Here is an 18,446-nt window from a genome sequence, read left to right as displayed (position 1 = left end):
GTCGGAAACGTGTCGATGCTCTCAGCGGCCGGCTTCCAGCGCCGTCCCCAGTCCTGACCAGCGCTCCCCGATCCCGACCAGCGTGACCGAGCGCCGTTCGTCGTCCGTGTCCCCGACCGCGCGGTGGATCACCACCTGCAGCCGGTCGTCCGAGAGCTCCTCGACCTTGCCGTCGCCCCACTCCACGACCACCACCGACTCCGGCAGCGACACATCGAGGTCCAGGTCCTCCATCTCGTCGAGGCCGCCGCCCAGCCGGTACGCGTCCACATGGACGAGCGCCGGACCGCCGCTCAGGGACGGGTGGACGCGGGCGATCACAAAGGTGGGGGAGGTGACGGCGCCGCGCACCCCGAGACCCTCGCCGAGCCCCCGGGTCAGTGTCGTCTTCCCGGCGCCGAGCTCGCCGCTGAGCATCACGAGGTCGCCGGGGCGCAGCAGACCGGCGAGGCGGCGGCCCAGCGCCTGCATCTGTTCGGCCGACGTGACATCGAAACGGGCGGTGACCTGGGCCTGTGCGGTCATGACCGCCGGGGTGTGCGCGGTTTCAGCTGCCGGGCTGTTGTGCGGTGCTTCCATGCCCGCCAACGTTAGCCGCTGCCGGTACGGCTCCGATCCGTACCAGCAGGTCCGCCAGCCGGTCGGTCACCGTCTCCGGGTGCTCCAGCATCACCAGATGCCCGCCGTCCGGCACGATGACAAGCTCCGCGTCCGGCAGCTGGTCGGCGATCGCCTCGCTGTGCGAGCTGGGTGTCACCAGGTCCTTGTCGCCCGCCAGGATCAGCACCGGCACGTCCCGGAACGCGGGCAGCGCCGTGCTCTTGTCGTGCTCGGTGAAGGCCGGGTAGAACTCCGCGACCACGTCGATCGGTGTGGACTCGATGAGCCGCTCGGCGAACCGCTCGACCGCCGGGTCCACGTCCCGGGAACTGAACGAGTACCGCTTGATGAGCCCGGCGAAGAGATCGGCGGTCGCCCGCCGCCCCCGCTCCACCAGCTCGGCCTGTGAGCCGAGCGCCCTCAGCACCCCGGGCAGCACCCGCCGCACGGCGTTCACACCCGCGACCGGCAGCCCGAAACTGACCTCGCCGAGCTTCCCGCTCGACGTACCGACGAAGGCGACGGCGGCGACCCGCTCCCGGATCAGCTGCGGGTACTGCTCGGCGAGCGCCATGATCGTCATGCCGCCCATCGAGTGCCCGACCAGTACCAGCCGCCCCTCGGGGGCCGCCGCGTCGATGACCGCCTTCAGATCGCGGCCGAGCTGGTCGATCCCGACCGTCACGCCCTGCGCCTGGGCCCGGCCGCGCTCGGACCGGCCGTGGCTGCGCTGGTCCCAGTGCACGGTGCGCACCAGGTCGCGCAGCGCCGCCCGCTGGAAGTGCCAGGAGTCCTGGCTGAGGCAGTAGCCGTGGCTGAAGACGACGGTGACGGGCCCGGGGACCTTGCGGCCGAAAAGACGGCGTCGGCGCGGTCCGGTACCGGCGGGCCCGGAGCCCGCCCCCGGGCCGGCGCCCGCGCCCGCACCGCCGTCCGGTCCGACCTCGTCGGTCTCGTAGTACAGCTCGGTGCCGTCGTCGGCGGCGGCCCGGCCGGGCATGCCGCGCAGCGAGCCGTACGGCCCCGAGGCGTCCAGCGCCAGCCTGGCCCGCCTGCGCATGCCCCGGCCGACGGTCATCCGCTCGACCGCGACACCGGCCGCCGCCCCGGCGGCGATCACGCCTATGGCGGCTCCGGCGATGCCCGCCCGGCGCCAGCCGACCGCCGAAGCGGCCGTCGCCATCGCGTCCCCCGCGCTGATCTCGCTCACCGTGCCGTGCTCCTCGTCGGTCGTTGTCCGTCAGGTCAGGTCAGGACGTGCAGGACAGAGCGGATCAGAGAGAACCGGTCGGGATCTCGTTCAGATAGATGCGCGGCACACGGCCGCCGATGCGGGTGACGATCTCGTACGCGATCGTGCCGGCCGCCTCCGCCCAGTCCTCGGCGCTCGGCTCGCCCCGGTCCCCCGGGCCGAACAGCACCGCGTCGCTGCCCACCTCGACGGTGTCCCCGTCGAGATCGACCACGAACTGGTCCATGGCCACCCGGCCCGCGACCCGTCGCCGGGCGCCGCCGACCAGGACCGGGCCGCGCCCGGAGGCATGGCGCGGGATGCCGTCCGCGTAGCCGAGCGGGATCAGGCCGAGTGTCGTCTCGGCGGACGTCGTGTAGTGGTGCCCGTAGCTGATGCCGTGTCCGGCCGGCACCTGCTTGACCAGGGCGACCGACGCGGCGAGCGTCATCACGGGGCGCAGCCCGAAGTCGGCCGGGGTGCCCAGCTCCGGGCTGGGCGAGATGCCGTACATGGCGATGCCGGTCCGCACGAGGTCGAAGTGCGACTCGGGGATCGTCAGCGTCGCCGGGGAGTTGGCCATGTGCCGCACCTCGGGTTCGACGCCCGCCTTCTCCGCGTGCGCGACCATGTCGCGGTACACCGCCAGCTGGGCGGCGATCGACGGATGGCCGGGCTCGTCGGCGCAGGCGAAGTGGGACCAGAGGCCGGTGACCTTCACCGTGCCCTCGCCCTCGGCGGTGCGGGCGGCGGAGACCAGTTCGGGCCAGTCGGCGGGCTGGCAGCCGTTGCGTCCCAGTCCCGTGTCGGCCTTGAGCTGGATACGGGCCGGCCGTCCGGCCTCCCGGGCCGCGGCGACGACCTCGCGCAGCGCCCACATGCCGCTGACCGACACATCGATGTCGGCCTCGATCGCCTCGCGCCAGGGGCCGCCCGGTGTCCACAGCCAGCACATCACCCGGCCGCCGAGCCCGGCGGCGCGCAGGGCGAGCGCCTCGTGCGGGGTCGCGGTGCCGAGCCAGGTCGCCCCGGCCTGGAGCGCGGCCCTGGCACAGGGCACCGCCCCGTGCCCGTACGCATCGGATTTGACGACGGCCATGAGTTGCGCGCCGGCCGCCCGGGCACGCAGAACACGCACGTTGGCGCGCAGTGCTGCGAGGTCGATCTCGGCTCGGGCTCTCAAGGACGCTGTCTCGTTCATCGCGCCCAGTCTCTCAGAGGCACACCGCAGGACCCCCGGGTGCCGGGTCCGGTCAGCGCCTTTCTTTCGGATCATGCCGGGCTCGCGGGGTCCGGCATGATCCCGGCGGACGGCCCGGGGCGCGTCACCGGTGGCGGCAGCGGTCGCGAGCCCGCTGATGTCACCGATGGCGCAGCTCATGTTCCACGTGGTCGACGAGGACCGGGACATGGCTGTGCGGGACGTCCTTCACCGCTGTGACGAGGGTCACCGACCCGCCCGCGCGGACCAGCTCGACCAGCTCCCGCACCGCGGCCGCGTGGGAGGGGTCGGCGAGTTCGGCACGGTAGCGGTCCACGAAGTCGTCGTACCGGGTGCCGCTGCGGTCCTCGTGGTACCAGGAGCGGAGTTCGTTCGACGGGGTGAGGTCCTTCAGCCACCTGTCGATCCGTACCCGGTCCTTGGCGACGCCCCGGGGCCAGAGCCGGTCCACGAGGACGCGGGTCCCGTCACCGTCCTCCTGCGGGTCGTACACCCGGCGTACGCGTACGGAGTCGCTGCCCACCGTCGACCACTCCTCACCGGCTCTCCTGCGCGGTTCCGTGTCCGCTGCCCAGGATCTCTCAGGCCCGCACGTCACGCCACGCCACGGGGACCGCGTCCGCGACGTCCTGGGCGGAGACCGGACCGCCGTCCGAGGCGTGGCGGGCGGCGAGGCCGTGCAGGTAGGCGCCGGCGGAGGCGGCGTCGCGCGGGTCGAGACCCGCGGCCAGCAGGGAACCGGTCAGCCCGGAGAGGACGTCGCCGCTGCCCGCCGTGGCCAGCCAGGAGGTGCCGGTCGGATTGACCCGTACGGGAGCACGTCCCGTGCCGTCGGCGACCAGGGTCGTCGACCCCTTGAGCAGCACGGTGGAGCGGTAGCGGGCGGCCAGCTCCCGGACGGCGGCGAGCCGTTCACCCTCGACCGCCTCGCGCGGGACGCCGAGCAGCGCCGCGGCCTCCCCGGCGTGCGGGGTGAGCACCGTCGGTGCGGTGCGCGACCGCACGACGGCGGCGTCGAGCAGCCGCAGCCCGTCCGCGTCGACAAGTACCGGAACCTCGGCGTCCAGCACGTCGGCGACCGCCGAGACGGCGTCCGTACCGTCCCCGAGCCCGGGTCCGACGACCCACGCCTGCACCCGTCCCGCCTTCGACGGCGGGCCCGTGTGGACCAGGGTCTCCGGGTGCCGGGCGATCACGGCACCGGCGCCCGGCCCGACGTACCGGACCGCGCCCGCACCGCCCCGCAGCGCCCCGCCGACGGCGAGCACCGCCGCGCCCGGATACCGCGCGGAGCCGGCGACGATGCCGACGACGCCACGCCGGTACTTGTCGCTCTCGCTGCCGGGAACCGGCAGCAGCGCGGCGACATCGGCGTACTGCAGCGCCTCCAGATCGGGTACGTCGGGCAGCTCGTCGCCGAGCCCGATGTCGACGAGGTGCAGCGCGCCCGCCAGGTCGGCGGCCGGGTCGACGAGCAGCCCCGGCTTGTACGTACCGAAGGTGACCGTCGCATCGGCCCGCACGGCGTCGCCGAGCACCTCCCCGGTGTCCGCCTCGACACCGCTGGGCAGGTCGACCGCGAGAATCGGCGCCCCGGTCGCCCGGTAGGCGCGCACCAGCGCGGCCGCGTCCGGGCGCAGCCCGCCGCGCCCGCCGATGCCGGTGATGCCGTCGACCACCAGATCGACGCGGCCGATCCGGTCCGTGCCCACCTGCGCCGCCTCCTCCACCAGCCCGCCCGCCGCGCGGAGCGCCGCGACCCCGCCCTCGTGGGCGCGGTCCGGCGAGGTCAGCAGTGCGCGGACGCCCGCGCCGCGCCGGGCCAGCCGGGCGCCCGCGTACAGCGCGTCGCCGCCGTTGTCGCCGCTGCCGACGAGCAGGACGACCCGGGACCCGTACACGCGGCCATTGCGCCGCAGCAGATCGCCGCAGGCCACCGCGAGTCCCGCGGCGGCCCGCTGCATCAGGGCGCCCTCCGGCAGCCGTGCCATCAGGGCACGCTCGGCGGCCCGTACGGTCTTCACGCTGTACGCAGTTCGCATACGGTCAACCTTCCGCGATCACCACGGCCGACGCCACTCCCGCATCATGGCTCAGCGAGACGTGCCAGTGCCGTACGCCCCGCTCGGCAGCGCAGGCGGCGACGCTGCCGCGGACCCGCAGCCGGGGCCGCCCGCTGTCCTCGACGTACACCTCGGCGTCCGTCCACAGCAGCCCTCCCGGCGCGCCGAGCGCCTTCGCGACGGCTTCCTTGGCGGCGAACCTGGCGGCCAGCGAGGCGATACCGCGCCGTTCACCGCTGGGCAGCAGCAACTCCCTTTCCAGGAAAAGCCGCTGCGCCAGATGCGGCGTACGCTCCAGCGCCGCACCGAACCGTTCGATCTCCGCCACATCGATCCCGACCCCGATGATCACGCGCTCACTCACTCATTCTTCGACTCACTCGACGGTCACGGACTTCGCCAGATTGCGCGGCTGGTCCACCTCGTTGCCGCGGGCGGTGGCCAGTTCGCAGGCGAATACCTGCAGGGGCACGGTCGCCACCAGCGGCTGAAGCAGCGTAGGCGCAGCGGGGATCCAGATCAGATGATCGGCGTACGGAACGACCGCCTCGTCGCCCTCCTCGGCGATGACGATGGTGCGGGCTCCGCGGGCCCGGATCTCCTGGATGTTCGACACGATCTTTTCGTGGAGCACCGAACGCCCGCGCGGCGACGGCACGACCACGACGACCGGCAGATCGTCCTCGATCAGTGCGATCGGCCCGTGCTTGAGCTCGCCGGCGGCGAAGCCCTCGGCGTGCATGTAGGCGAGTTCCTTGAGCTTCAACGCCCCTTCGAGGGCGACCGGATAACCGACGTGGCGCCCCAGGAAGAGGACGGTGTCCTTGTGCGCGAGCGAACGGGCCAGCGCGCGCACCGGCTCCATGGTCTCCAGGACCCGTTCGACCTGCCCGGGGACCTCGGAGAGCTGCCGGACGACGGTCCGGATCTCGTCGCCCCACTTCGTACCGCGGGTCTGGCCGAGATACAGGGCGACGAGGTAGCAGGCGACGAGCTGCGTCAGGAACGCCTTGGTCGAGGCGACGGCGACCTCCGGACCGGCGTGCGTGTACAGCACCGCGTCGGACTCGCGCGGAATGGTCGACCCGTTCGTATTGCAGATGGCGAGGACCTTCGCCCCCTGCTCGCGGGCGTGCCGCAGCGCCATCAGCGTGTCCATCGTCTCGCCGGACTGGGAGATCGCGATGACGAGGGTGCGCTGGTCGAGGATCGGGTCGCGGTACCGGAACTCGCTGGCGAGCTCCGTCTCGCAGGGCAGCCTGGTCCAGTGCTCGATGGCGTACTTGGCGATCATCCCGGCGTGGTAGGCGGTCCCGCAGGCCACGACGACGACCTTGTCGACCTCCCGGAGCACGCTCGGCGCGATGCGCACCTCGTCGAGGTGGAGCGCGCCCGAGCCGTCGATCCGCCCGAGGAGTGTGTCGGCCACGGCCTTCGGCTGCTCGGCGATCTCCTTGAGCATGAAGTAGTCGTAGCCACCCTTCTCGGCGGCGGAGGCGTCCCAGTCCACGTGGTACTTACGGACCTCGGCGGGCTGCCCGTCGAAGTCGGTGACCGTGACGGACTCCCGGCGCAGCTCGACGACCTGATCCTGCCCCAGCTCGATCGCGGACCGGGTGTGCGCGATGAACGCGGCCACATCGGACGCCAGGAACGCCTCCCCCTCCCCGACCCCGACCACGAGCGGTGAGTTCCGCCGGGCTCCCACCACCACATCCGGCTCGTCGGCATGCACGGCAACCAGGGTGAACGCCCCTTCGAGCTGCCGGCAGACCTGTCGCATCGCCTCTGCCGGGTCACCGGTCGACGAGTACGCCTCGGCGAGCAGATGGGCGACGACCTCGGTGTCGGTCTCGGACGCCAGATCATGCCCGCGCTCGGCGAGTTCGGCGCGCAGCCCGGCGAAGTTCTCGATGATTCCGTTGTGCACGACGGCGACGCGGCCCGCGTTGTCGAGGTGCGGATGGGCGTTGGCGTCGGTGGGCCCGCCGTGGGTGGCCCACCGGGTGTGCCCGATCCCGGTGGTCCCGGCCGGAAGGGGCTGTTCGACCAGCGCCTTCTCCAGATTGACGAGTTTGCCGGCCTTCTTCGTGGAGGCGAGCCCGCCGTCCGCGAGAACGGCGACACCCGCGGAGTCGTACCCGCGGTATTCGAGGCGCTTCAGTCCCGCGACGACAACATCAAGCGCGGACTGCCCACCGACGTACCCGACGATTCCACACATAACGATCCTTTCGTGGTCGCCCTCCCCTCGCTTGGCATCGTCGCAGAAGGGTCGCGGGGCGGCCGGGATCATTCGTCGGCGGAGTCGCTGCAATCCTCTGCGAGCGGCAGCCCCCGGTCCGCAGGCCGGCGCACCGGCACCCGGGGAAGCGCGCAACTCACGGCGCCGGCCGACTCCGGGACATCTCCGGGCAGTCGCCCCGCGAACCTTGGCCCGGCGAAGGCCGGGCACGGCCGGTTCGGTGGCCGTGCCCGTATCCGTCCCGCAGCTACGGGTCCGCGTCCCGGATCGACGTCTTCGCCGTGCCGCCGATCCGCAACGAACGAACCCGTGCCCACGAAAGCTCGATGCGTTCCCGGAACGCCCGAACGAACCCGGTATGAGGACGCTCCTCCGCCTTGCGTCGCACCTCGTCCGACGCCGCGCGCTGTTCCGCCGGGGATGACGGGTGAGCTCCTCTCAGCCCTGTGCCGCCACCGCGCGCCGCGCCTCGGCCACCACTTCGGGATCGGTGACGAAATGGGTGTCCTGCTCGGCCGACGCACCACCGGCGCCGAGCGGTACCCAGCCGCCGCCACGCCGGGGCAGCGCCCTGGTCTTGGCGGAGAGGTGGACGGCGGCGGCTCCGGCAGAGGTCAGGGCCGGGATGTCGGCGGGGCGCACCCCGCCGCCGGCCATCACCTGCACCCCGGGTGCGGCGATGGCCATCGCGGCGATCGCCTCCAGCCCCTCGGCCGCGGTGGGGGCGCCGCCCGAGGTGAGGACCCGGGTGAGGCCGAGCGAGGGCAGCAGTGCGGCGGTGGCCACCGGGTCGGCGGACTGGTCGATGGCGCGGTGCAGGGTGATGTCCACCGGGCGGCCCGAGGCACGGGCCGCTTCGGCGAGCCGGGCGACCGCCACGGTGTCCAGGACGCCGTCGGCGGTCAGCGCGCCGATCACCACGCCGGAGGCGCCGGAGGCGATGACGGATCGCACCTCGGCGGCCATCAGCGCGATCTCCTCCGCGTCATGGACGAAGTCGCCGGGCCGGCATCTGACCAGCACCTGCACCGGCAGCCCTTCCCCGGCGACCGCTTCCACCAGGGCTGCCGACGGGGTCAGGCCGCCCAACTCCAGCGCGACGCAGAGCTCGACCCGGTCGGCGCCGTTCTCCCGGGCGGCGCGGGCGCCGGCCGGTGAGGTGACGGCGATCTCCAAGGCGGGGCGTGCGGTCACTCGTCGTCCCCGGTCAGCGGCTGGTCGGAGGCGGGAATGATGCGGGCCGACAGGTCCGGGTCGGCCATCTCGCGGTCGAAGGGGAACATCGGGCGTCGGATGCGGTGGTGGCCCAGGCGCACCAGGTCCTGGTCCACACCGCCGGGGGTGAGCGCCATCTTCCAGCCGACCGACATGTCGAAGAGCTCGGGCTCCAGGTAGCCGATCTTCACGATCACGATATCGGCGCCGCGCGGGTCGAGGTCCAGGTCGGTGAAGTCGTGCTCGTGGTGGTAGGGCTTGCGCAGCCCGGTGAGGATCGCGTACACGCTGCCGACCCGGATGACGACCTCGGTCTCGGCGTCGCGGTCGCCGTGCCGGACGGCGTGCACCACACCGGTCAGGGTGACCGGGCCCGCGTGCCGGTCGTCCACCTCGGCACCGGCGGTGACCGTGACGGTGGCGCCGACACCGGCGGCGACGGCGGTCTCGACGGCAGCCGGTCCGGGCACCGAGGCGTAGATGACGGTCGGGCCGTCGTCCTTCTGGAACTCCGGGCGGGTCAGCAGCCGCGTCAGGCCCCAGGTCACGTCGCCGGCGCCGCCGGCGGTCGGGTTGTCCCCGGTGTCGCTGATGAAGTACGGGCGCTGGTCGGAGGCCAGGGCCTCGTCCAGGATGCCGTCGAAGGTGCCGGTCGGGGCGACGAAGTCGAAGTCGTCGCGGGCCTTCCAGAAACCTTGGGCCAGGCGCTCGGACCCGGCCGCCACGGCGGCCCGGTCGGAGCCGGTAACCACCACCACGGCGCGGTTGCGCGGTTCGTCGGCCCAGGCGTAGCCGACCCATATCGCGGCGTCGATCACGCCGTCCATGGCCTCGACCTCGTCCACGGCCGCGTACACGCTCCTGGCCGGCTCGATCCGGGTGGAGGTCTGCTCGCCGGCCAGCAGCACCGGCACCGGCACCCAGGCCTTGACCGGGCGGGGCGCGCCGGAGACCAGCAGGTCCACCAGGTTGCGGACGGCCCGCTCCTTGGTCTCCATGTGGTCCTCGTGCGGGGCCATCCGGTAGCAGGTGATCAGGTCGCTGCCGTGCGCGAGTTCGCGGGAGACGTTGCCGTGCAGGTCCATCGAGGTGGAGATGATCACATCGGGGCCGACGGTGGCGCGGATGCGCTCCAGCAGCACCGCCTCGGCGTCGTCGATGCCCTCCACGGTCATGGCGCCGTGGATGTCGTACCAGAGGCCGTCCGGCTCGGGCAGCGCGGCGAGCCGTTCGATCAGCTCGTCGGTCAGCTCGGCCCAGGCGGCGGCGGTGACAGTGCCGCCCGGCAGCGACTTGCCGACCAGGGCGCCGTGCCAGTCGGCCGCCTCGCGCAGTTCCTCACCGGGGGCCAGGAAGGGGTAGCGGTCCAGCACTTCGGCGCCGCGCGAGGGGTGGAAGGCGGGGGCCTGGGTGCGAGCGGGAGAGAAGGTGGACGACTCGATGCCGAGTCCGGCTATGACGATGACCGGGCGGGCTGCGGCGGTGCGGGATTGCGACATGGCTCCTCGTAGGGGGGTGGGGCGTCAGGCGTGGCGGGGCGCCGGGGCGCGGAACTGGTCGGTGCCGCCGACCTCGCGCAGCGCGAGGGCCAGGGCGCGCTGCAGGGCGAACTGCCCGGCGCCGACCAGTCCTGCGTCGGCGCCCAGGCTGGCCCGCTCGATGGTGAGGTGTTGGGTGACCAGTGGGTGGCAGCTCTCGTAGAGCTGGCTGCGCACGGCGGCGACGAACGGCTCCAGGGTGGAGAGAATGCCGCCGAGGTAGACCGCGTCCGGGTTGAAGAAGTTGACGTTGGCGGCGAGCACTTGGCCCAGATAGTCGCCGGCCCTGCGGACCGCGCGAGTGGCCTCCGGGTCGGCGTCGACGGCCAGCCGGGCCACGTCCTCGATGCTGCTGACGGCGGCCCCGCGCTCGCGCAGGATGCGGACCAGGGCGGCACCGGACGCCACGGTTTCCAGGCAGCCGGTGTTGCCGCAGGAACAGGGGATGTCGGCGCCGCCGTCGATCCGGATGTGGGTGATGTCGCCGGCCGCGCCGGTGGCGCCCCGGTAGAGCCGTCCGTCGGCGATGACGCCTGCACCGATCGCGGAGCCGATCTTCACCATGATCGTCTGCCGGTGCTCGGCGGGCCGTACGGTGTGCTCGCCGATCGCCATGCAGTTGGCGTCGTTGTCCACGGCGGCAGGGACACCGAAGCGTTGCTCCAGCCAGGCGGTGACCGGGAAACGGTTCCAGCCCGGCATCCGGGACGGCATGACGACCGAGCCCGACGCGATGTCCACCGGCCCCGGCAGCGAGAGCCCGACCCCGCGCAGCCGGCCGCGGCCGCGCTGCTCGGCCAGCGCCTCCAGGGTCTCGGCGAGCCGGGGCAGGGCCGCCTCGGGGCCGTCGGCGATCACGAAGGGGACCGTCGAGACATCGGTCAGACCGCCGCCGGGCAGCACCACACCGATCCGGGCATGGCGGCCGCCGAGGTCGGCGGCGACGGCGAACTCGTCGTTGCTTCCCAGCCTCAGCACTTTGCGGGGGCGCCCGCCGGTGGAGGACTGGGTGCCCTCCTCGGCGATCAGTCCGCGCTCCACCAGATGGGCCACGGTGAGAGAGATGGTGGAGGCTGCGGCCCCCAGCAGTTCGGCGAGTTCGGCGCGTGACGATGCCTGGCCCGATGCGACGAGTTCCAGGACCCGCGCGGCGAGGGCGGGGGTGCCTTTCGCGGCCTTGCGGTCCCATGCACTTATTTCAGTCATGTACGAAGTAACTTCCGCAACGGTGTGTGTGGCGAAGACAATACGCCCGAGCCTGGCACGGGGGAACAGCTTCGCGAAGGAAGTGAGCCATACCTGAAACCCATTCAATCCACCCAAATCGACCCAAAGGAGAGAGGCGATCGGAGTGAGTGGGCTTTTTTCGAAGGTGCAGTAACTTACTTTTTACTAATTCTTGTTTGTTTCTTCGGTGTGTCCGACGTTAGCTGTCGTGAACGCAGTGCCGGTCCCGGGACACCTACGGGTCCTTTCACTCTGAGGAGAGTCATGTTCCTTGCTCACACGGCGAACAGCCGCCGCTGGGCCCTCGTCACGGGCGCCGTTGTCACCGCGGGCGCTCTGCTGACCGGCTGTTCCGGCGGCACCTCGTCATCCGCCTCCGGCTCGTCGGACACCATCAACTACGCGCTGCCGGCGAACTTCACGCCGAACTGGATCCTCCCGATCGGCACCGCCGCGCACCTGAACACCAACAACTCCTCCATATCCCAGTCCCTCTGGGAGCCGCTGATCGCATACGACGGCTCCACCGGCAAGGTCGGCTGGAACAAGGACAACTCGCTGGCCACCGCAGCCGACTTCGCCAAGGACAGCAAGAGCGTCACGATCACGCTCGGCGACCGGCACTGGAGCGACGGCAAGCAGATCACCTCCCGCGACGTGGAGTTCTGGTTCAACCTGGTCAAGGCCAACAAGGCCGACTGGGCCAGCTACAGCCCGGGTAAGGCGCCGGACAACTGGACGTCGCTGAAGATCGTCGACGACACGCACTTCACCATCACCTTCGACCAGGCGTACAACCAGCAGTGGATGCTCGCCAACGAGTTGAGCATGATCCGCCCGATGCCGCAGCACGTCTGGGGCAAGACCAGTGACTCGGGCACCGTGTCGGACCTCGACCGCACCGCCGCGGGCGCCAAGAAGGTCTGGACGTACCTGAACGGCGTCGCCAAGAAGATCTCCGGCTACGCCACCGACCCGCTCTGGAAGACGGTCAGCGGCCCCTACACCATCAAGTCGTTCTCCACGGCCGGCAAGGTCGAGCTGACCGCCAACGCCAAGTACGACGGCGGCGGCAAGGCCAACATCAAGAACGTGAACCTGCTGCCGTTCACCACCACGGACGCCGAGAAGAACGCACTCCGGGCCGGCACGGTCGACTACGGCTACATCAACGCCACCGACCTCAGCCAGAAGTCGTCCTTCGCCTCCAAGGGCTACACGGTGAAGCCGTGGTCCGGCTGGGCCATCACCTACATGCCCTACAACTTCAACAACCCCGCCATGGGCGCGGTCTTCAAGCAGCTCTACGCCCGCCAGGCGATCCAGATGTCGGTGGACCAGACCACCCTCTCCAAGGTCGTCTTCAACGGCACCGCGGTCCCCACCTACGGCCCGATCCCGCAGGGCCAGAATTCGTCCTTCGTCTCGTCGGAGCAGAAGAACAACCCGTACCCGTTCTCCACCACCAAGGCCAAGCAGCTGCTGACCAGCCACGGCTGGACCGAGCAGAACGGCACCATGGTGTGCACCAGCCCGGGCACCGGCGACAACCAGTGCGGCGCCGGCGTGGACAAGGGCACCAAGTTCCGGATGCAGGTGCTCTCGCAGTCCGGTTCGACCGTGACCGACAACATGATGAGCGCCCTGCAGTCGTCTTTCGCCAAGACCGGCATCGACTTCACCATCAAGACCGCCCCGGTCAACTCGGTCCTCTCGCAGGCCGGTCAGTGCACGGCCGACCAGGCCGGCTGCAAGTGGCAGCTGTCGTTCTTCGGCACCGCGGGCAGCTGGTACTTCCCGGCCTACCCGAGCGGTGACTCCCTCTTCGCCACCGGCGGCGGCTCCAACTTCGGCAGCTACTCCAACTCCGCCGTGGACAAGCTGATCACCCAGACCACCACCTCCGCCTCCGACGAGGCGGTGCAGAAGTACAGCGCCGCCCTGGCCAAGGACCTCCCGGTCATCTGGCTGCCGGAGCCGGACTACCAGGTCTCCGTGGTCAAGAACGGCCTGGGCGGCTTCGCCCAGGACTCGCTCGCCAACTTCCACCCCGCCATGTGGAAGTGGACCACCAAGTGAGCCCGGTCGGTGACCGCACGTACCACTGAGCCGAAGCGACCGGAAAACACATGAGTACTTCCTCGTACCTGATCAGACGGGTCCTCCAAGCCGTCGTGGTGATCGTCATCGTGACGATCGTGGTCTTCGGTCTGCTGCACGCCCTGCCCGGGGGTCCCGCTCGCGGGATCCTCGGCCCGCAGGCCACGGCGCAGCAGATCGCGTCCTTCAACCACGAGCAGGGCCTCGACAAGCCACTCCCCGTGCAGTACTTCTACTACCTGAACCAGCTGCTGCACGGCGACCTCGGAACCTCGTACACCCTCAATGAGCCGGTCTCCCAGCTCATCTCCGAGCGGCTGGCCAAGACCCTGGTCCTCACCGCCCTGTCGGCGATCGTCGGCCTCGTGCTGGCCATCCCGCTGGGCATGTGGCAGGCCGTCCGGCGCAACAAGCCCGTCGACTACGTCATCACCACGCTGAGCTTCATCGCCTACTCCACACCCGTGTACTTCCTCGGGCTGATCCTGGTGCTGGTGTTCAGCCAGGCGCTGCCGTGGTTCCCGTCCCAGGCCCCGCAGGGGGACACGCTCGCCCAGGTGTTCTCCGACCCGCTGGCGCTGGTGCTGCCGGTCGTCGCCGGTGCCGCCTCGATGATCGCGGTGTTCAGCCGCTACATGCGGGCGGCCACCCTGGAGAACCTCTCCGAGGACTACGTCAGGACGGCGCGGGCCGGCGGCTCCCGCTCCCGCTCCATCCTGTGGCGGCATGTGTTCCGCAACTCGCTGACGCCGGTGATCGCCATGCTCGGCTACTACGTGCCGGTGCTGTTCGGCGGCGCCCTGGTGGTCGAGCAGCTCTTCAACTACCCCGGCATGGGCCTGCTCTTCTGGACCGCCGCGCAGTCCTCCGACTATCCGGTGCTGCTGGGCTGTGTGCTGGTCATCGCGATCGCCACGGTGGTCGGCACGCTGCTCGCCGACATCGTCCAGCGGATCATCGACCCCCGAGTGAAGGCAGGTCGGGCATGAGCGCCGTCATCCAGCCGGGTCAGGCGCCCGGCACGGCCACCGCCACCGCCACCGGTGCGGTGTCCGGCTCCCGGCTCGCCGTCCGGCGCTTCCTGCGCAACCGGCTCGCCGTCGTCGGACTCGGCGTCGTGGTCTTCTTCTTCCTGTTCTGCTTCCTCGGTCCGCTGGTGTACTCCACCGACCAGACCCACACGATGCTCCAGCAGGTCAACCTCGGCCCCAGCGGTTCGCACTGGCTCGGCACCGACGCGGTCGGCCACGACGAGCTGGGCCGGCTGATGTACGGCGGCAAGGTGTCGCTGATCGTCGGCCTCGCCGCGGGCATCCTGGCCACCGTGATCGGCACCCTGTGGGGCGCCGCCGCCGGCTACGCGGGCGGCTGGATCGACGCGGTCATGATGCGGATCGTGGACGCGGGGATCGCCATCCCGGCGCTCTTCATCCTGCTGGTGGTTTCGGCCATCACCACCCCGGGCCTGACCGGGCTGATCGTCATCCTGGGCTTCGTCTCCTGGCTGGTGCCCTCCCGGCTGATCAGGGCCGAGACGCTGACCCTGAAGAACCGCGACTACGTCCTGACCCTGCGCGCCATCGGCGGGACGCACTCCCGGGCGATCACCCGGCACATCCTGCCGAACTCGGTCTCGACCATCATCGTTGCGACCACCTTCCAGATCGCCGACGCCATCCTGCTGGTCGCCTACGTCTCCTACCTGGGCCTGGGCGTCCAGCCGCCGGCCACCGACTGGGGCGGCATGCTCTCGGCCGGTCTCACCGCCGCCTACTCCGGCTACTGGTGGCTCATCCTGCCGCCGGGCCTGGCCATCATCCTGGTGGTGTGGGCGTTCAACGCGATCGGGGACGGACTCCGCGACGCATTCGATGTGAGGGGACGCGGATGACCGCCACCCAGGGCACCGCCGCCCCGTCGGCCGGGCCGATTCTCGAACTCGACGACCTCGGCGTCATCTTCACCACCGAGACCGGCGAGGTGCCGGCCGTTCGGGGCGTCTCCCTGCACGTCAGCCCCGGCGAGACGCTCGCCCTGGTCGGCGAGTCGGGCTCCGGCAAGTCCACCATCGCGCTGGCCGCGATGGGCCTGCTGGCCGGCAACGCCCGTGCCACCGGCTGCGCCACCATCGCCGGCACCCAGGTGGTCGGTGCCCATGAGAGCGACCTGGCGGCGCTGCGCGGCCGGACCGTCTCCATGGTGTTCCAGGAGCCGGCCACCGCGCTGGACCCGCTGACCCGGATCGGCAAGCAGATCGCCGAAGTGATCCGCAACCACCGCGAGGTGTCCGCCAAGGACGCCGCCGCCGAGGCCGTCGAACTCCTCCGCAGGGTCGGCATCCCCGAGCCTGAGAAGCGGGCCACTGCCTACCCCTTCCAGCTCTCCGGCGGACAGCGCCAGCGGGTGGTCATCGCCATGGCCATCGCCAACGAGCCCGCCCTGCTGATCGCCGACGAGCCGACCACCGCGCTGGACGTCACGGTGCAGGCCGAGATCCTCGACCTGCTGCGCCGGCTCGCCGTCGAGACCGGCACCGGCGTCCTGCTGGTCACCCACAACATGGGCGTGGTCGCGGACTTCGCCGACCGGGTCGCCGTGATGTACCACGGCGAGATCGTGGAGACCGGAGCGGTCGAGGACGTGCTGCTCCGCCCGTCCCACGACTACACCAAGCGGCTGCTGGCCGCGGTGCCCCGGCTGTCGGTCGCCGAGGCGGGCCGGCCGGCGGCGCCGGCCGCCACCCCCCGCCCGGACACCGAGCCAGTGGTCGAACTCCGCGACATCTCCGTGGTGTTCGGCCGTGGCAAGGGCGCCGTGCGGGCTCTGGACGGGGTCTCGCTCGCCGTCCACGCCGGGGAGACCCTGGGCCTGGTGGGCGAGTCGGGCTCCGGCAAGTCCACCGCGTCCCGGGTCGCGCTCGGTCTGATCCCGCCGACTTCCGGCACCGTCTCGCTGTTCGGCACCGGCCTGGCCGGCACCCGGTCCCGGGCCCGCCGGGCGCTGCGGTCCGGTATCGGCGTGGTCCTCCAGGACCCGGTGGCGTCGCTCGACGCCCGGATGACGGTCGGCGAGTGCATCGCCGAACCGCTCAGGGTGCACCGCCGCAAGCTCTCCGCCAAGGACCGCCAGAGCAAGGTCGACGCCGTACTCGACCGGGTCCGGCTGCCGCGTGAACTCGCCCGGCGCGCTCCCCGGGAGCTGTCCGGCGGTCAGCGCCAGCGGGTCAGCCTGGCCCGCGCCCTGGTCCTGGAGCCCCGGCTGCTGGTCGCCGACGAGCCCACCAGCGCGCTCGACGTGAGCGTGCAGGAGGCGGTGCTCGACGTGATCTCCGAGCTCCAGGACGAGCTGGGCTTCGCCTGTCTCTTCGTCTCCCACGACCTGGCCGTCGTACAGCACTTCGCCCAGCGCGTCGTGGTGATGCGGGCCGGCCGGGTCGAGGAGCAGGGCGCCACCGGCGCGACCCTGTTGCACCCGGAGACCGACTACACCCGCCGGCTGCTGGCCGCCGTGCCGGTGCCCGACCCGGTGATCCAGCGCGGCCGCAGAGCCGAACGCCTGGCCACCCTCGCGGCCGGCCGGACGGAGGCCCAGGCGTGAGCTCCCACGACCGTACGCTCTTCGCCGGAGTGGACATCGGCGGCACCACCACCCAGGTGGTTCTCTGCGCCGAGGACCTGACCGTGCTGGACCGCGCCGAGGTGGCGACCCCGGCGACCGACGGCGGCCGGGCCATGATCGGCGCGGCCCTGGGCGCGCTGGCCCCGCTGCTGGAGCGCACCCCCGGCCGCCTCGTCGGTTGCGGGGTCGGCGCAGCCGGCGTGGTGGACTCCGCCACCGGCCGCATCCTGGTGGCCAGCGACTCCTTCACCGGCTGGGCCGGCTTCGCGGTGACGGATGCCGTCGAGGAGGCGCTGGGCGTCCCGGCCTTCCTGGACAACGACGTCAACGCCTTCCTCTACGGGGAGGTGTCCGGCGGCGCCGTGCGCGGCGAGTCGGACGTCCTCGGGATGACGCTGGGCACCGGGGTCGGCGGCGCGCTGTGGACCGGCGGCGCGCTGTTCGCCGGGCCGCACGGCGCGGCCGGCGAGATCGGGCACATCCCCGGCTTCGGTGATCTGCTCTGCTCGTGCGGCGGCCGGGGCCATCTGGAGACCCTGGCCTCCGGCCGTTCCATCGGCGCCCGTTACGCGGACCGCACCGGCCGCCGGCTGACCGCCCGCGAGGTCGCACAGGCCGCCGACCGCGGTGACCAGGACGCCCTCGAGGTGTACCGGGCCGCCGGTGCCGGGATCGCCCGGGCGATCGTGATGACGGCCGGCGTCGTGGACATCACCACGGTGGTGGTCGGCGGCGGGGTCAGCCGTGCCTGGCCCCTGCTGGAGCCCCTCGTCCTGGCGTCACTGGCCGCCGACCCGCCGGTCAGCGGCCACCCGATCCGGCTGGTCAGGGCAGCCCTGGCTGCCGACGCGGTACCGGTCGGCGCCGCGGCCCGGGCCCGACGGGAGCTGGCGGCGAAGGTCGGCGTCTGAGGAAGCCCGGTCGAAGGCGCCACGAGCGTGCTCCGATGCTACGAGCCTCTGTGCGTCGTAGCGTCGGAGCAGTCTCTTCGCCGGCCCTCCTCCGACGCCGGACGATCACCGTGTCGTCCAGGAGATCGAGGCCTTCCGTGCCGAGTTCCGGACATCGGGTTGCCCGCCCGGCCGGCAGGATCGGCTGAGGTTGATCGACGCGGGGTACCGGCCACCGCGGTGGTACGGATGCCGGAGCGCGTCACCGGCTCCGTCCCCCGGTCGGCATCCTCGCCGGGAGGGGGCGGGCTGAAGAGCCGGACCCGGTCCGTGCTGAGGTTGCCGCGGACCGGCCGCCGTCGCTGATGCCGGGCTCGTACAGGGGCTGAGGGCGCCCGTCCGGCGACCTGCGCCCTCGGCCGCCGCGCCCCGTGAACCTTTGTGCGCCCTGCGGGGAACAAGGGGTGACACGCTCACCGACCGAGCCTCAGGAGCCC

General features: G+C 71.7%; 15 protein-coding genes. 5 read left to right on the top strand and 10 right to left on the bottom strand.

Annotated elements, in window-relative coordinates; all coding sequences use genetic code 11:
- Positions 1–21 precede the first annotated feature (21 nt).
- From tsaE to ACFU6I_RS22290, 10 genes are all read right to left on the bottom strand, one after another.
- On the bottom strand, positions 22–579 hold the full coding sequence (gene tsaE, locus ACFU6I_RS22335; RefSeq protein WP_384369450.1) for a tRNA (adenosine(37)-N6)-threonylcarbamoyltransferase complex ATPase subunit type 1 TsaE: 558 nt from the start codon (positions 577–579) through the stop codon (positions 22–24).
- Positions 548–1,810 (bottom strand): alpha/beta fold hydrolase, encoded by a 1,263-nt coding sequence (locus ACFU6I_RS22330; RefSeq protein ID WP_384369447.1) that lies wholly within the window; start codon positions 1,808–1,810, stop codon positions 548–550. Before ACFU6I_RS22330 ends, tsaE begins: the two co-directional genes overlap by 32 nt.
- A gap of 64 nt (positions 1,811–1,874) precedes the next feature.
- Positions 1,875–3,032: an alanine racemase gene (gene alr / locus ACFU6I_RS22325; protein WP_384369444.1), complete on the bottom strand. Its 1,158-nt coding sequence runs from the start codon at positions 3,030–3,032 to the stop codon at positions 1,875–1,877.
- A 160-nt stretch (positions 3,033–3,192) separates the two neighbouring features.
- Positions 3,193–3,576 (bottom strand): DUF488 domain-containing protein, encoded by a 384-nt coding sequence (locus ACFU6I_RS22320; protein ID WP_384369441.1) that lies wholly within the window; start codon positions 3,574–3,576, stop codon positions 3,193–3,195.
- 58 nt (positions 3,577–3,634) lie between these two features.
- Positions 3,635–5,095 carry an NAD(P)H-hydrate dehydratase gene (locus ACFU6I_RS22315; protein ID WP_384369438.1) on the bottom strand — a complete coding sequence of 487 codons (1,461 nt, stop codon included), beginning with the start codon at positions 5,093–5,095 and terminating at the stop codon, positions 3,635–3,637.
- A 4-nt stretch (positions 5,096–5,099) separates the two neighbouring features.
- Positions 5,100–5,468, bottom strand: coding sequence for a holo-ACP synthase (locus tag ACFU6I_RS22310; RefSeq protein WP_266990539.1), 369 nt, complete (start codon positions 5,466–5,468; stop codon positions 5,100–5,102).
- Positions 5,469–5,492: 24 nt separating this feature from the next.
- Entirely contained in the window at positions 5,493–7,340 is a 1,848-nt protein-coding gene (gene glmS / locus ACFU6I_RS22305; RefSeq protein WP_384369435.1) for a glutamine--fructose-6-phosphate transaminase (isomerizing), read from the bottom strand.
- A 459-nt stretch (positions 7,341–7,799) separates the two neighbouring features.
- Positions 7,800–8,555, bottom strand: a complete 756-nt coding sequence (locus ACFU6I_RS22300) for a copper homeostasis protein CutC (protein WP_384369432.1) — start codon at positions 8,553–8,555, stop codon at positions 7,800–7,802.
- Positions 8,552–10,075 carry a M81 family metallopeptidase gene (locus tag ACFU6I_RS22295; protein WP_384369429.1) on the bottom strand — a complete coding sequence of 508 codons (1,524 nt, stop codon included), beginning with the start codon at positions 10,073–10,075 and terminating at the stop codon, positions 8,552–8,554. The genes ACFU6I_RS22300 and ACFU6I_RS22295 overlap by 4 nt, the downstream gene beginning before the upstream one ends.
- Positions 10,076–10,099: 24 nt before the next feature.
- Positions 10,100–11,320, bottom strand: a complete 1,221-nt coding sequence (locus tag ACFU6I_RS22290) for an ROK family protein (protein ID WP_384369426.1) — start codon at positions 11,318–11,320, stop codon at positions 10,100–10,102.
- A gap of 285 nt (positions 11,321–11,605) precedes the next feature.
- Between ACFU6I_RS22290 and ACFU6I_RS22285 the strand changes: the two genes are divergently transcribed.
- The 5 genes from ACFU6I_RS22285 to ACFU6I_RS22265 are packed head-to-tail and all read left to right on the top strand — an operon-like array spanning position 11,606 to position 17,970.
- Complete coding sequence (locus tag ACFU6I_RS22285; protein ID WP_384369423.1) at positions 11,606–13,420, top strand: peptide ABC transporter substrate-binding protein; 1,815 nt, start codon at positions 11,606–11,608, stop codon at positions 13,418–13,420.
- A gap of 50 nt (positions 13,421–13,470) precedes the next feature.
- A complete protein-coding gene (locus tag ACFU6I_RS22280) occupies positions 13,471–14,430 on the top strand; it encodes an ABC transporter permease (protein WP_327244825.1) in 960 nt (319 codons plus the stop codon).
- Entirely contained in the window at positions 14,427–15,332 is a 906-nt protein-coding gene (locus ACFU6I_RS22275) for an ABC transporter permease (RefSeq protein WP_384369420.1), read from the top strand. The genes ACFU6I_RS22280 and ACFU6I_RS22275 overlap by 4 nt, the downstream gene beginning before the upstream one ends.
- Entirely contained in the window at positions 15,329–17,038 is a 1,710-nt protein-coding gene (locus ACFU6I_RS22270; protein ID WP_384369417.1) for a dipeptide ABC transporter ATP-binding protein, read from the top strand. The genes ACFU6I_RS22275 and ACFU6I_RS22270 overlap by 4 nt, the downstream gene beginning before the upstream one ends.
- Positions 17,035–17,970 (top strand): ROK family protein, encoded by a 936-nt coding sequence (locus ACFU6I_RS22265; RefSeq protein ID WP_384369414.1) that lies wholly within the window; start codon positions 17,035–17,037, stop codon positions 17,968–17,970. The genes ACFU6I_RS22270 and ACFU6I_RS22265 overlap by 4 nt, the downstream gene beginning before the upstream one ends.
- Positions 17,971–18,446 lie beyond the last annotated feature (476 nt).

The organism is Streptomyces sp. NPDC057486, from assembly GCF_042802415.1.
Lineage (GTDB): Bacteria > Actinomycetota > Actinomycetes > Streptomycetales > Streptomycetaceae > Streptomyces > Streptomyces yanii.
The sequence above is the reverse complement of the archived record's forward strand: the minus strand, read 5'-3'. Positions and strand labels throughout refer to the sequence as shown.

Excerpts from the sequence above, each read along its gene's own strand:
- tsaE (WP_384369450.1), bottom strand. The coding sequence starts at position 579 with ATGGAAGCACCGCACAACAGCCCGGCAGCTGAAACCGCGCACACCCCG.
- alr (WP_384369444.1), bottom strand. The coding sequence starts at position 3,032 with ATGAACGAGACAGCGTCCTTGAGAGCCCGAGCCGAGATCGACCTCGCA.
- ACFU6I_RS22315 (WP_384369438.1), bottom strand. The coding sequence starts at position 5,095 with ATGCGAACTGCGTACAGCGTGAAGACCGTACGGGCCGCCGAGCGTGCC.
- glmS (WP_384369435.1), bottom strand. The coding sequence starts at position 7,340 with ATGTGTGGAATCGTCGGGTACGTCGGTGGGCAGTCCGCGCTTGATGTT.
- ACFU6I_RS22295 (WP_384369429.1), bottom strand. The coding sequence starts at position 10,075 with ATGTCGCAATCCCGCACCGCCGCAGCCCGCCCGGTCATCGTCATAGCC.
- ACFU6I_RS22290 (WP_384369426.1), bottom strand. The coding sequence starts at position 11,320 with ATGACTGAAATAAGTGCATGGGACCGCAAGGCCGCGAAAGGCACCCCC.
- ACFU6I_RS22285 (WP_384369423.1), top strand. The coding sequence starts at position 11,606 with ATGTTCCTTGCTCACACGGCGAACAGCCGCCGCTGGGCCCTCGTCACG.
- ACFU6I_RS22280 (WP_327244825.1), top strand. The coding sequence starts at position 13,471 with ATGAGTACTTCCTCGTACCTGATCAGACGGGTCCTCCAAGCCGTCGTG.
- ACFU6I_RS22275 (WP_384369420.1), top strand. The coding sequence starts at position 14,427 with ATGAGCGCCGTCATCCAGCCGGGTCAGGCGCCCGGCACGGCCACCGCC.
- ACFU6I_RS22270 (WP_384369417.1), top strand. The coding sequence starts at position 15,329 with ATGACCGCCACCCAGGGCACCGCCGCCCCGTCGGCCGGGCCGATTCTC.